At 35.1% G+C, this 12,954-nt stretch carries 13 protein-coding genes; 10 read left to right on the forward strand and 3 right to left on the reverse strand.

Going from position 1 to position 12,954, the window contains the following annotated elements; genetic code table 11:
* Window positions 1-59 precede the first annotated feature (59 nt).
* Entirely contained in the window at window positions 60-713 is a 654-nt protein-coding gene (locus MKX37_RS02420) for a helix-turn-helix domain-containing protein (protein WP_002029602.1), read from the reverse strand.
* A gap of 137 nt (window positions 714-850) precedes the next feature.
* On the opposite strand from MKX37_RS02420, the gene ytaF reads away from it, so the two are divergent.
* Window positions 851-1,462, forward strand: coding sequence for a sporulation membrane protein YtaF (gene ytaF, locus MKX37_RS02425; RefSeq protein WP_002125037.1), 612 nt, complete (start codon window positions 851-853; stop codon window positions 1,460-1,462).
* A 162-nt stretch (window positions 1,463-1,624) separates the two neighbouring features.
* On the opposite strand, the gene MKX37_RS02430 is transcribed toward ytaF, so the two are convergent.
* Window positions 1,625-1,969 (reverse strand): DUF3969 family protein, encoded by a 345-nt coding sequence (locus MKX37_RS02430; RefSeq protein WP_002125038.1) that lies wholly within the window; start codon window positions 1,967-1,969, stop codon window positions 1,625-1,627.
* Window positions 1,970-2,142: 173 nt separating this feature from the next.
* Window positions 2,143-3,072: a glutaminase A gene (gene glsA, locus MKX37_RS02435; protein ID WP_002029606.1), complete on the reverse strand. Its 930-nt coding sequence runs from the start codon at window positions 3,070-3,072 to the stop codon at window positions 2,143-2,145.
* 324 nt (window positions 3,073-3,396) lie between these two features.
* Between glsA and nagE the strand changes: the two genes are divergently transcribed.
* The 9 genes from nagE to MKX37_RS02480 all read left to right on the forward strand — a co-directional run bounded on the left by nagE (window position 3,397) and on the right by MKX37_RS02480 (window position 12,851).
* Window positions 3,397-4,899 carry an N-acetylglucosamine-specific PTS transporter subunit IIBC gene (gene nagE, locus MKX37_RS02440; RefSeq protein ID WP_003187209.1) on the forward strand — a complete coding sequence of 501 codons (1,503 nt, stop codon included), beginning with the start codon at window positions 3,397-3,399 and terminating at the stop codon, window positions 4,897-4,899.
* 264 nt (window positions 4,900-5,163) lie between these two features.
* Complete coding sequence (locus MKX37_RS02445; protein ID WP_002132176.1) at window positions 5,164-6,414, forward strand: serine hydrolase domain-containing protein; 1,251 nt, start codon at window positions 5,164-5,166, stop codon at window positions 6,412-6,414.
* Between the two features lie 340 nt (window positions 6,415-6,754).
* A complete protein-coding gene (locus tag MKX37_RS02450; RefSeq protein ID WP_002125041.1) occupies window positions 6,755-7,156 on the forward strand; it encodes a hypothetical protein in 402 nt (133 codons plus the stop codon).
* Between the two features lie 16 nt (window positions 7,157-7,172).
* Complete coding sequence (locus MKX37_RS02455; protein WP_002125042.1) at window positions 7,173-7,367, forward strand: hypothetical protein; 195 nt, start codon at window positions 7,173-7,175, stop codon at window positions 7,365-7,367.
* A 13-nt stretch (window positions 7,368-7,380) separates the two neighbouring features.
* Window positions 7,381-8,928 carry a glycosyltransferase family 2 protein gene (locus MKX37_RS02460; protein ID WP_078422271.1) on the forward strand — a complete coding sequence of 516 codons (1,548 nt, stop codon included), beginning with the start codon at window positions 7,381-7,383 and terminating at the stop codon, window positions 8,926-8,928.
* Window positions 8,918-10,162: a nucleotide sugar dehydrogenase gene (locus MKX37_RS02465; protein ID WP_078422270.1), complete on the forward strand. Its 1,245-nt coding sequence runs from the start codon at window positions 8,918-8,920 to the stop codon at window positions 10,160-10,162. Before MKX37_RS02460 ends, MKX37_RS02465 begins: the two co-directional genes overlap by 11 nt.
* A complete protein-coding gene (locus MKX37_RS02470; RefSeq protein WP_078422269.1) occupies window positions 10,159-11,124 on the forward strand; it encodes an NAD-dependent epimerase/dehydratase family protein in 966 nt (321 codons plus the stop codon). Before MKX37_RS02465 ends, MKX37_RS02470 begins: the two co-directional genes overlap by 4 nt.
* Window positions 11,117-12,661, forward strand: a complete 1,545-nt coding sequence (locus MKX37_RS02475; RefSeq protein ID WP_078422268.1) for a glycosyltransferase family 2 protein — start codon at window positions 11,117-11,119, stop codon at window positions 12,659-12,661. The genes MKX37_RS02470 and MKX37_RS02475 overlap by 8 nt, the downstream gene beginning before the upstream one ends.
* Window positions 12,633-12,851, forward strand: coding sequence for a hypothetical protein (locus MKX37_RS02480; RefSeq protein WP_002125049.1), 219 nt, complete (start codon window positions 12,633-12,635; stop codon window positions 12,849-12,851). Before MKX37_RS02475 ends, MKX37_RS02480 begins: the two co-directional genes overlap by 29 nt.
* The last annotated feature ends 103 nt before the right edge of the window (window positions 12,852-12,954 follow it).

Here is a 12,954-nt window from a genome sequence, read left to right on the forward strand (position 1 = left end):
CTTTTTTAGTGAACTATTTCAGAGTTGAACATAAACAACTGAAATAGTTCTTTATTTTTCTATGTTTTTCGTTTTATTTCAATTAATTTCTCTTTAGCTAATTCAACGGCAATCGCATCATCTAAATAGCCGATTGGAAAAAGATAATCGGGGATAATGTCTGTTGATAAAATGAAATATAGTAAGGCACCCCCAATAATTGCACGCTCTTCGGTTGAAATGGTTTCTGTACAAAATTGTTGGTACATATTTGTTAATTGCTCAATGAAAGGACCAGCACTATCAATTTGTTCTATTTTACTTTTGAAACTCTCGTGAATACGTTTTTCGCCTTCAGTAGTTTGAGCATAGCGCTCGTAATTTTCAAGTTCTTGTTTTACACGAGTTGTTGTGTATTCGAAGTCGAATAGGTTAGAGGATTGTAATGTTTGTTGAATTGTATCGAGAGATGTGTACATATCTGCTTTTTCCTTATTTATGTGTGGAGAGTTAGGGTACATTTCATCAAGTAATAATTGCGGTGGAACTTGTAGACAGTTTGCGAATTTTTGTAAATGGTTTTGCTTCGGTTGTTGTTTGCCATTAATTATTCTTGAAATTGTTGCAGGATCAATATTTGTAAGTGTTCCTAGTTGGCGCATAGATAGAGCACGCTCCTTTAACAGTTTCTTTATTAATTTACCGAGCCGCTCATTTGGATTTCCATTGGGCATAATGTAGGCACTCCTTTTCTATTGTCTATCGTTGAAAAAATGTTGAGCATTTATTACAAGTATATGAAACAGACAGGCACAGTTGCTCAACATTTTCATAATATGCAACGAAAAGTGAGAAAAGGGGTGACTGTACGATGAGTACGGCAGGTTTATTTTCAATTTTTTTAATCGGGATTGCGTCTAATTTAGATAATGCAGGTGTTGGGATTGCATATGGCATTCGTAAAATTCGAATTTCGTGGCTTAACAATTTTATCATCGCATTTTTTGGATTTTTATTTACTTTACTAGCTGGATTTTTTGGGAATTGGATCGCATTATTTATTTCAGAGTTCACAGCAAACATTATTGGAGCAGTCGTTTTAGGAATAATCGGGGTGTTTATTTTATGTCAGCCTTTCTTGAGTCAAAAAGATACCGTAGAATCTAAAGATAGTAGTGTACTTATGGGGGTTTTACGTGATCCAGAAAAAGCAGATTTTGATGGTTCTAAAACAATTAGTTTTTCTGAAGCAATTGTTTTAGGAGTTGCATTGTCCATAAACAATATTGCAGGTGGATTTGATGCTGGAGTAACAAATTTAAATCTTTGGCTTACGGCATGTATTTCTGGAGTTTTTAGTTTTATTTGTATTAGTGGTTTTACGTATGTTGGTAAAAGATTTTTAGCTGAATACTTAGGGAAATGGGCAACTATAATTGCAGGTGTGTTATTAATTCTTATTGGAATTGATCAATTGTTGTAAGAAGGATAGGGAAAACAGTATTCGAGTATTTCCTTGGAAATACACTAAAAAATTGCATATATCGACGTGAAATCTTTTCACGGTAATGAAAGATTGTAAGTATTATACAAATCTTTGGTGTAAAAAGGTTTAAAAAAGTAAAAGCACCTGCATAGGTGCTTTTTAGCGTATATCTTCAATTAGTTGTGCACATTCTTCATCATGCATACTGTACTCACTTAAAACTTGAATACAAAGCCATTTCAGTTCTTCAATACTATGCTCAAGTTCTTCGGGAAGTACATGGTAAATGTCTTCAAGTCCCATTCCGAAATGAATAAGTTCTAATACTTGATCATCGATGTTCCGATCCATTAATAGTTCAAGCACTTCTAAATTGAATATGTATCGGTGAGATTCATCGAGTGAAACAACTTTTAGTTTCAAACTTTCTACAATACTCAATATAAAAAGAAGAATTGTTTTTTCGAGAACAGGTTGTTTCTCCATTTGAAATATGAGTTTCATCTTTTACACCTCCACATACAGCGCTAGGTTGTACTATATTATTCAGGAGGGGGGAGCAAATATGCATAATAAAGAGAACTTTTATTACTGTTTTTTGAATTGTGTTGATGCCTAGTAGAACGGATTTTTTGTGAAATAAAAAATCCTGCCAATATAGCAGGATAACTTCTAAATTAAAACATACTCCAACCTTCTTGGGCAGAAAGTAATTCAAGAATTTTAAAACCAGCGATACTATTTCCGTTTGCATCTAAAGCTGGTCCGAAAATACCGATTCCCATTTCGCCTTTTACGCAGCCGAAAATGCCGCCCGCTACACCACTTTTTGCAGGGATTCCAACACGAATTGCAAATTCACCAGATTCATTATACATCCCGCAAGTAACCATAAATGTTTTACAAATTTTCGTAATATGTTTAGGGATGATCTGTTTCTTTTTATAAGGATCATATCCATCCATTGCAAAGATTAAACCAATACGTGCTAGGTCGATACAGTTAACCTCAATTGCACATTGACGCGTATATAAATCCATAAGTTCTTCAATATCGTTATCGATGATGCCATTTTGTTTCATATAGTAACAAAGAGAACGGTTTAAGTAAGCTGTTTCTAATTCAGAAGTGGCAACTTTAGAAGAATAACTAATAGTAGGATTGTCTGTTATATCACGCACAAATTGAAGAATGCGTTCCATCTTCTCCTCGTTATCATTACCAGCTAGCATACTTGTAATAGCTAATGCACCCGCATTAATCATTGGATTAAGAGGCTTGGAAGAACTTGTTGTTTCAAGCTTAATAATAGAATTAAATGGGTCACCAGTTGGTTCCATTCCAACTTTAGAAAATACATATTCTTCACCACGGTCTAAAAGGGCAAGAGCAAGTGTAATTACTTTAGAAATACTTTGAAGAGTAAATAGTGTTTGTGAGTTACCAGCATGGATATATTCTGTTTCTTTATGGAAAATGGCAATCCCTAGATCATTTGGATTTGCATTTCCTAGTTCGGGGATATAAGTAGCAAGTTTTCCTTTTTTCGTATATGGTTTTACTTGTTCTAACAACTGCTGTAAGTTGTTTGTTTCAATGCACTGCATAGTACCAACGCTCCTATTTAGAATTAGCTAAGTTTACTTTTCCCGATATGCTCGGAAATAAATAATAACATGAAAAAGTGGAATGATAAAACGAAAGTTGAATGTTCTATAGTGAGTCTTCAGTTTCGATTATTCCGTGTTATAAAAGGAAAAATTTCCTTTTATATAACAGTTTGGAAATAGGAGATTTATCCATAAAAAGTTCGGAAATAAAAACTACACATCTATACAACTATATGTTATTATGGTTATGTAAATAGAAAGCGTTTTCTAAAGCGTACTTATAATGATAACGATTTCATAAATTTGATAGGGGGAATTAAGATGTTGCAGTTTTTACAACGTATTGGTAAAGCGTTAATGCTTCCAATCGCCGTACTACCAGCAGCAGGATTATTGCTTCGTTTAGGGCAACCAGATGTATTTAATATTCCTGTTATGGCACAGGCCGGCGCAGCGGTTTTTGATAATTTAGCACTTATTTTTGCAATTGGTATTGCAATCGGTCTTTCAGTTGATGGTAGTGGTGCAGCAGGTCTTGCAGGTGCAATTGGTTATCTAGTTATGAAAAACAGTATTGATGCACTTAGTAAGGGATATTCTACTGCAGAATTACAAGATAAATTAGGTAAAGTCCAAGATTTAATAGGAAATAGCGCAAATGTAGATCCATCTAAGCTTGCAGATACAATGACACAAGTATCTAAGGCAGCCGAATTATCGACTAAAGTGGATATGAAAGTTTTAGGTGGTATTATTGTCGGTGTTATAGCAGGATTCCTTTATAATAAATTCCATAAAATTAAACTTCCAGAATGGTTAGGTTTCTTTGCTGGAAAACGTTTTGTTCCGATTGTTACATCGGTTGTAATGCTAATATTAGGAATTCTATTCGCACAAATTTGGCCAGCAATTCAAAATGGTATCGATGCATTAGCTCATGGAATTGTTAATTTAGGTGCAGTTGGTTCAGGTCTATTTGGTTTATTAAACCGTCTATTAATCCCAATTGGTTTACACCATGTAATGAACACATATTTCTGGTTCGTATTTGGTGACTTTACAAATGCAGCAGGTAATGTTGTAAATGGTGATATCGCTCGCTTCCTTGCAGGGGATAAAACAGCAGGTATGTTTATGACTGGTTTCTTCCCAGTTATGATGTTCGGTTTACCAGCAGCATGTTTTGCAATGATTGCAGCTGCTAAACCAGAAAAACGTAAAATGGTTACAGGTATGTTAGGTGGCCTAGCATTAACTTCATTCTTAACTGGTATTACAGAACCTATTGAATTCTCATTCATGTTCTTATCACCATTATTATATGGTATTCATGCCGTGTTAACAGGTATATCTTTATTCGTAACAACATCACTTGGCATTCACGATGGTTTCACATTTAGTGCCGGTGCAATTGATTACTTCTTAAACTTTGGTATTGCAACAAAACCAGTGTTACTAGCAGGAATCGGTTTAATTTACGCAGCAATTTACTTCGTAGTATTCTACTTCTTAATTAAGAAGTTCGACTTAAAAACTCCTGGTCGTGAAGATGACGATGAGTTAGCTGAAGAGGGTGATGCACCAGTTGCAGGTTCAATTGGTGAAACTTACGTAGCAGCTTTAGGCGGAAAAGAAAACTTAACAGTTATTGATAACTGTGCAACGCGTTTACGCTTACAAGTGAAAGATGCAGGTTTAGTAAATGAACCAGCATTAAAACGCGCAGGTGCAAAAGGCGTTATGAAATTAAGTAACACAAGTGTACAAGTTATCGTAGGTACAAATGTTGAATCTGTTGCCGATGATATGAAAAAACACGTATAAATAGTTAGATAAGAGGATATCCAAAAAGATTGATAACACCAGTCTTTTACAGGATATCCTCTTTTATTATGTTGAAATTTTAAAGGGAATCTTACTTTTGTAAATTTTCTTTTTCTTTTTTATACATATAGGTTGGTAATATGTTCAGCGCATGATAAAGTAGGGATGACATAGAATGGAATGTCTATAATCTACTGAAATGATTTGGAGAAAGTCTTGTGTAGATGAATTAAATTATCGGTAAATAAGGGGAAAAAGGTAATCATGGATCAGGAAAAAAATACTGTTAATGGGAAAGTACGTCGTCCGATTGTATACATAAAAAGAACAATCATTCTCGTCCTACTATTTTCACTTGTATATTTCATGTATACAAAAATTGTTGCGCATAATAAAAAAGAAGAAACTTTAAAAGCAGCAGCAGAAATGAAGAAGCGAGAAGAGATAAAAAAGATAGAAGAAGTGAAAAGGCAAGAAGCTGAAAAACAAAGAAAACAAAAAGAACAGGAAGAACAGATAAAACAGGCGCAAGTTATAGAGAAACCTGCTGAAGGACCGCCTCAAGAAATTAATGAAAACGCTCAATTGGATCAATATTTACAGAGCATGGGATTTAGTGGGACAGCTGTTATTGTGAAGAATGGGAAAGTTCTTGTGAATAAAGGATACGGCATGGCTAATAAAGAGAAGCAAGTGCCGAATAATTCAGAGACGACCTTTTATATTGGTTCTATTTCAAAAGCATTTGTGGCGACTGCTATTATGCAATTAAAAGATCAAAATAAGTTACAAGTAGAGGATACAGTTGCAAAGTATATTCCAGACTTTCCTCAAGGTAATAGCATTCAGTTAAAACATCTATTAACACATACATCAGGCATTCCGGAATATGAGCAGGGAAAAGAAGATATTTCTCATGAAGAGTTGATAAAACGAATAGGAAACCAAAAGCGTATTGCAGGACCAGGAGAGAAATGGAAGTATTCAGATTCGAACTACTCTATACTTGCTTACATTGCTGAGAAGGTAAGTGGACAACCATTAGAAGAATATATTAAACAACATATTTTTGCTACTGCTGGTATGAAGCATTCTGGTTTCGGTAAAGCGTTAGAGCAAACAAGGTTTCCATCGACAGGTTATAAAATAGTGAATAATAACATGACAACACCTAACATTCCGAGCATGTCACAACTATATGGTTGCGGTGATATATATACAAGCGCGCATGATTTATATTTATTTAATGAAGCACTCTTTTCTGGAAAATTAATTTCAAAAGAGAGTTATGATCAAATGTTTACAGCTGTGAAAAAGGATTACGGATTTGGCTGGTATGTAGATCCAGGAAGCTATTCAAATCACGGTGTAATGCCAGGTTGGAATTGCTTAAATGGTTTTAGTAAAAATGGTAGTGTATATGTGGTTTTATTATCTAACATTCAAAATAACATTAAATCATTTGGTAAAGTGAATAACGACATTTATACGATGTTGCGGAATATTGAAGTGTAAGAGGCTATCCTTTTGGATAGTCTTTTTTGTATTGAGGAAATATATGTGTGGTTCGATGATGAAATAAATGGAAAATGGGAGGTTTATGAGTATACATAAGCATCATGCACGCAATGCGAAACGAATTTTGTGTATTACGGCGTAGCTGCCATTGTGACAATTGAAAATTAATATATATATAAAGACAGATGGGAAACTATCGATCTTTTTTTATGCTCTGAAACAATTATTTCTTTTAGAAAATGTATGCCTTACCTATCACAAAAAAAGTCTGCTTTGTATAAATTAAGATGTATGGATGTAAATTTTTATACTTTAAAAATAATAGGAGGAGAAGCATATGTGTCTGTTCAGAAAATATTGGCATAAATTATCCAGACTGTTTAATAGACAATTAGGCTATTTTTTAGATGACAAGTTACTGCCTGCTGTGGAACGACTTTTATTTTCACAAAACTTTGCGAGATTTATTCAAAGAAATTCTAAGCAAGCTACGGAAGAGTTTATAGAATCAAGTCAATTTCAATCTATTATTTGTAACATTTTAAAAGAATGCAATACATCACCTTTTAAGGAAATTGCAAAGCAATATTTAGGTAAAAACGTAGAAATTACTGTGACAGTTGGACAGTTAATAGGTGTTATTGTAGCAGTTGGTGACGATTTCTTAACGCTGCAAGAAGGAATAGGAACTGAAGTTTTATTACCATTTACAAGTATTATATCAATGAAAGAAGTGTAAGAAAGGAGACTTATATATGTTATTTACTGATGAATTGCGTAACCATGTTGGTGAATTAGTGCAAGTTGTGACAGCGGCCGAAATTGTTGCAGGTATTCTTTTATCTGTTACGGACGGGGCAGTAAGTGTTCGTACATCTCCTTCTTATGGACCACCTGAAGATGTACTTGTGCGTATTCCTATTATTGCTTATGTTCGCTTGGAAGGGTAAGAGTGATACAAGTATGAGAATATCAGTTGTTATTCCAGTGCATAATGAAGCAAGTACTTTATCACAAGTTTTAGTAGAAGTGGAGAAGCTGAAGCCGTATGAAATTATTGTAGTAGATAATGGATCGACAGATGGAACGAATGAAGTCGCATTACAGCATAGTTGCCATGTAATTTATTATAAACATTCTCTTGGTAATGATGTAGGAAGGGCAATTGGAGCTAGAGAAGCAAAAGGTGAAATTGTATTGTTTTTAGATGGTGACATCGTTATTGAGAGTAAAGAGCTACAACGTTTCGTGAAAGGAGTTCAGCAAGGGCACCAAATTGTTGTGAATAATTTAACATGGTCTGTTTATTTAAAGATGAGACCACACTATACGACAGTTGGAAAATTCATGTTGAATCGTTATTTGAATAAAAAAGAGCTTGTTGTTGGTTCTTTAATCGCAATTCCACATGCGATGAATCGGGATGTTATTGAGAATCTTGGGTGGTGGAATTTAGCAGATCCAGCACTATTTCAAGCGATGGCGATGTCTAGAGGAGTAGATATTGCCGATATGGCTTCGGTCGATGTAATTCACACGAATAAGGTTCGTCCTGTGCATACGGGTACATCACCTGGTTCTCCTTATCCGAAGGCGACTAGTCGTATTATGGGTGATCATTTGTGTGCTTTGCAATACGCAATCGAAACATATGGTAAACGTGGCGGTTTTTCGGAGGGAAACAGGGATAGAGAGTTTATAGGGAAGTATAAACCAGTTTTATTACAAAAGGAAAAAGCGAAATACAGTGCTATTATACCCGTATCAGAAGAAAAAATGACTATAAGATCTGTCATACAGGAAGTGAAAAAGGCAGGTGTAGATGAAATTATAGTTGTTGCGAATGGAGCAGATGCCGAGACAATTAAACAAGCAAAGCTAGAGAATGTTATTGTAGTTGAATTCGCGAAGGCACTTGGACATAATGTAGCACGAGCGATAGGGGCTATGCATGCTACGGCAGATATTTGTTTATTTGTTGATGGTGATTTTGCTATTCCGGCAAAAAAGCTAATTCCATTTTTGCATGCTATTGAAGACGGAAATGATGTGGCGTTAAATGATTTGCAATGTTTGTTAGATATGTTTCACCCGGCAGATCCAATTAGTATGGGGAAATATTTCGTGAATTTGGTAGCGAAACGACCAGATTTATGGAACAACTCATTAACGGCAGTGCCACATGCTATGCATAAAAAGGTAATAGAGAAAATTGGATATGATTCCCTTATCATTCCACCATTAGCTCAAATGAAAGCTATTTTAGAAGAATGCTCTATTACAGCAGTGGAATTTGTAGATGTTATAAAAACAAATCGAGTACGTCCAGAGCAACATGGGTTTGTAAATGGAAGAATTCCTGCATTCGATCGTATTTTCGGTGATCAGCTTGAGGCGATTGCTTATTTATTACAACATACGAATGGGCGCGGGAGTTTTACAGACGGAGAAAGGGATAGAGATATAATACTACAATTGAGAAGGGAAGAAGAGAATATAGATGAGTGCTAGTAGTAAAGTCACCATTATTGGATTAGGATATGTTGGCCTTCCTTTAGCGGTCCTTTTTGCAGAAAAAGGACATGCTGTACTTGGATTAGATAAAGATACTAGGAAGATAGAATCAATAATTAAAGGAGAAAGTTATATTCCTGATGTTTCTTCTAACGTATTACAAAATTTATTGAACGAGAGAAAATTAATAGTAAATACACCAGATAAAGGTGTTGCGGAGTTCCAAAATAGTGAGTATGTTATTGTGACTGTGCCAACGCCAATTAATGAGAATAAAGAACCCGATTTAAGTGCACTCGTTTCAGCCTCCCATTATATACAACAACACCTTCAAGAAGGACAAACCTTCATTTTTGAAAGCTCCACATATCCAGGTACACTGGAGGAAGTTATCATTCCGATTATTTCTCAAACAGGTAAAAAGGTAGGAGAAGATTATTATATTGGGTATTCTCCAGAGCGAATTGATCCAGCGAATGGCCAGTATTCAGTTGAAACGATTCCAAAAGTTATTAGTGGACAAACCGAGCAGTGTAAACAAAAAGTACAGGATTTGTATAGCACTATATTTGATGTAGTCGTTCCAGTTAGCTCTCCGAAAGTGGCCGAGATGTGTAAGCTATTTGAAAATATTCAGCGCTTAGTTAATATTTCATTAGTAAATGAGTTAAATATACTTTGTGAAAGTTTGAATATTAATTTTTATGAGGTGCTTGAAGCGGCATCTACAAAACCGTTTGGATTTACTCCGTATTGGCCAGGACCAGGAATAGGAGGACACTGTATTCCGGTAGATCCTTTATATTTTCAATGGAGAATAAGAAAGGCTGGAGCAATTAGTCAATTAATTGAGGCAGCACATGTAATTAATGAAGAAATGCCAGCGAAAATAATCGGGAAAGTAAAAGGTGTGGTGCAATCACCCGCAACGGTTTTAATAGTAGGGATTGCATATAAGAAAGATGTAAATGATTTGAGAGAATCACCGGCGTTGCCAATTATTCAATTATTAATAAAAGAAGGATACAAGATAGAATATCATGATCCGTATATTTCTACAGCGAAAATTGGAGATACACTATATCAATCTGTTCCATTAGATGAACAAAGAATTAAACAAGCAAATTGTATTTTAATTGTAACGGATCACTCTAGCATCGATTGGAATCTTTTTAAAGGGATTGAGCGATTAATAGATACACGTGGAATCGTAAAGAAGGTGAGTGTATGAGTGAAAAATGTTTAATTACAGGTGGAGCAGGATTTATTGGTTCGCATTTAGCTGAAGAGTTGGTGAAAAGAGGTTATGAAGTTACTATTGTGGATAACTTCTATAAAGGAAAAAATAAATATCATAATGAGTTAATGAAAGAGCTCCGGGTTATTTCAATAAGCGTTTTAGATAAAAATTCAATTTATGAATTAGTGAATCAACATGATGTGGTGTTTCATTTAGCTGCAATTTTGGGAGTCAAAACTACAATGGAAAAAAGTGTAGAGCTTATTGAAACAAATTTCGATGGAACGAGAAATATTTTACAAGCAGCGTTAAAAGGGAAGAAGAAAGTAGTATTTGCATCTACTTCTGAAGTATATGGAAAGGGAGAGCCGCCATTCTCTGAAGAAGGAGATCGTTTATACGGTGCAACTTCCAAAATACGTTGGAGTTATGCAATTTGTAAAACGTTAGAGGAAACATTATGTTTAGGGTACGCATTAGAAGGTTTACCTGTAACGATTGTTCGTTATTTTAATATTTATGGTCCAAGAGCGAAAGATGGTCCGTACGCAGGAGTAATTCCACGATTTATTCGTGCGGCTTTGCAAGGTGACGATATTCTCGTGTATGGAGATGGAAAGCAGACACGCTGCTTTACGTATGTAAGTGATGCGGTCGAGGCAACAATTCGTGCAATGGATGAGAAGGTAAATGGTGAAATTATTAATATAGGTTCTGAGAATGAAAAAAATATAAGGGTAGTAGCGGAAGATATAAAAAAATTAACGAAGTCTATTTCCAAAATTGTGCACGTTCCATTTGAGGAAGTATATCCACATGGATTTGAAGAGATTCCAAATAGAAGACCAGACGTAACGAAATTAAGAGAACTCGTTCAGTTTCAAGCGAAAGTAACGTGGGAACAAGGATTGAAAGAAACTATTAAATGGTTTCGTGAAGAAAACAATGGCTAAGTCGTTATCAGTTATTATTCCCGTATGTAATGAAGTGGATACGATTTCAGATGTGGTTCAATCGGTAAAACCATTGAATCCAGTAGAGATTATTGTAGTAGCAAATGGTTGTAATGATGGTACAGAAGCGATTGCTGAGAGCTTAGGATGTACAGTAATCCAGCATAAAGAGTCACTTGGTAACGACGTTGGACGCGCAGTTGGTGCAAAACATGCGATAGGTGATGTATTACTGTTTGTAGATGGAGATTTTGCTATTCAAACTTCAAAATTACAATTATTCCTTAATCCGATTTTACATGATCAGGCGGACATCGTTTTAAATAATTTGGACGCATTATTTTTAAAGAAACAAAAACCGCACTCCGTGACAGTATGGCGCCAAATATTAAATGCAATGTTAGAGCGTGAAGAATTAAAAATTGATTCTTTATTATCTGTACCTCATGCGCTGACGAAGGAAGTTGTGCAAAGTATTGGAGACGAATGTTTTGTTAATCCTATTGTGGCTCATCTACGCCTAGCACAAAGTAAATGGAGAATTAGTCGTCATTGTGCAATTGACGTTATTACGCCAAATAAATTTCGTCCATTCGAGCATGCTGCATATGGCACGGATCTTTCTCAATCTGAAAAACGAATGATAGGTGATCATATAGAAGCTGTAGCAGAGCGGATATTAGGCAGCGATGGGCGCGGAGGATATTATGATGGAAATAGGAAAAGAGAGAGTGTCTATCATACTCTAAATTTTGAAGATTTTTATCAAGGATGGGGCGTTACATCTAATTTGTATAAAGGAGAGCAATTATCGGTAATTATTCCTGTGCAAAATGAAGAGAAAACAATTGGAAACGTTATAGAAGAGCTTCGCAAAATTGAACCTTTTGAAATCATCGTTGTTGTAAATGGTTCGTCCGATAAAACGGCAACAATTGCAAAAGACAAGGGAGCAACAACAATTGTGTATAAAGAAGCACTTGGAAACGATGTGGGGCGTTCGCTTGGAACTTATTTTGCAAAAGGAGAAATTGTTTTATTTATAGACGGTGACTTTGTTATTCCAGCTAGTGAGCTATATCCCTTTGCAAAAGCTATTGCAGATGGAACGGATGTCGCATTAAATGATTTAAATCATTATTTAGATTTGAGAGTACCACTTCATCTTGTAACAGCATTTAAATATGCAGTAAATTTAGCTTGTGATAGAAAAGATTTAGGAGTAGGCTCTCTTATTGCTGTACCTAATGCGTTTAGTCGTACTTGTTTGAAGGAAATAGGGTATAAATCATTATTGTCACCTTGTGTAGCACAAGTGAAAGCTGTACTTTCAGGTTTTGAAATCGCTTGTGTAAGTCGTGTCGATGTTGATAAGATGAACCGTATTCGTCCTAGTGAACATTTCGCAAAAATAGGTCATCCTCCAGCTGTCCTTCGAATTATTGGTGATCATATAGAAGGATTAGAGCAATTAATTGTATTAACAAACAGTCGTGGTGGATTTTACGATGGAAATAGAAAAAGAGATGTTTTATAGTGGTAACAAAAAAAGTGTACAACGTATGTACACTTTTTTGCTCTGTTATAAAAACTATAACAGATTAGGAGATAAGAGTATTACAGCTCTACAATGGGTATCGTTCTTATATTACAAAATAGGACTCGTATATAAGAATACCAAAAAAATACAATTAAAGAAAGGGTTAATTCTAAAGAGTTTTATATGAGGTTAACACTATGTATGTAGTAGTTTGCTCAATATTTCACAAACATGTCACAACTATTTCGTCCACTTCCGAAAAAAAGTAGTATTCTAAGTGTGTAAGCTGT

The organism is Bacillus sp. FSL R5-0709, from assembly GCF_038004785.1.
Taxonomy (GTDB): Bacteria; Bacillota; Bacilli; order Bacillales; family Bacillaceae_G; genus Bacillus_A; species Bacillus_A mycoides.

Excerpts from the sequence above, each read along its gene's own strand:
- MKX37_RS02480 (WP_002125049.1), top strand. The coding sequence starts at position 12,633 with ATGGAAATAGAAAAAGAGATGTTTTATAGTGGTAACAAAAAAAGTGTA.
- MKX37_RS02430 (WP_002125038.1), bottom strand. The coding sequence starts at position 1,969 with ATGAAACTCATATTTCAAATGGAGAAACAACCTGTTCTCGAAAAAACA.
- MKX37_RS02470 (WP_078422269.1), top strand. The coding sequence starts at position 10,159 with ATGAGTGAAAAATGTTTAATTACAGGTGGAGCAGGATTTATTGGTTCG.
- MKX37_RS02445 (WP_002132176.1), top strand. The coding sequence starts at position 5,164 with ATGGATCAGGAAAAAAATACTGTTAATGGGAAAGTACGTCGTCCGATT.
- MKX37_RS02465 (WP_078422270.1), top strand. The coding sequence starts at position 8,918 with ATGAGTGCTAGTAGTAAAGTCACCATTATTGGATTAGGATATGTTGGC.
- glsA (WP_002029606.1), bottom strand. The coding sequence starts at position 3,072 with ATGCAGTGCATTGAAACAAACAACTTACAGCAGTTGTTAGAACAAGTA.
- MKX37_RS02420 (WP_002029602.1), bottom strand. The coding sequence starts at position 713 with ATGCCCAATGGAAATCCAAATGAGCGGCTCGGTAAATTAATAAAGAAA.
- MKX37_RS02475 (WP_078422268.1), top strand. The coding sequence starts at position 11,117 with ATGGCTAAGTCGTTATCAGTTATTATTCCCGTATGTAATGAAGTGGAT.
- MKX37_RS02460 (WP_078422271.1), top strand. The coding sequence starts at position 7,381 with ATGAGAATATCAGTTGTTATTCCAGTGCATAATGAAGCAAGTACTTTA.
- ytaF (WP_002125037.1), top strand. The coding sequence starts at position 851 with ATGAGTACGGCAGGTTTATTTTCAATTTTTTTAATCGGGATTGCGTCT.
- MKX37_RS02450 (WP_002125041.1), top strand. The coding sequence starts at position 6,755 with ATGTGTCTGTTCAGAAAATATTGGCATAAATTATCCAGACTGTTTAAT.
- nagE (WP_003187209.1), top strand. The coding sequence starts at position 3,397 with ATGTTGCAGTTTTTACAACGTATTGGTAAAGCGTTAATGCTTCCAATC.
- MKX37_RS02455 (WP_002125042.1), top strand. The coding sequence starts at position 7,173 with ATGTTATTTACTGATGAATTGCGTAACCATGTTGGTGAATTAGTGCAA.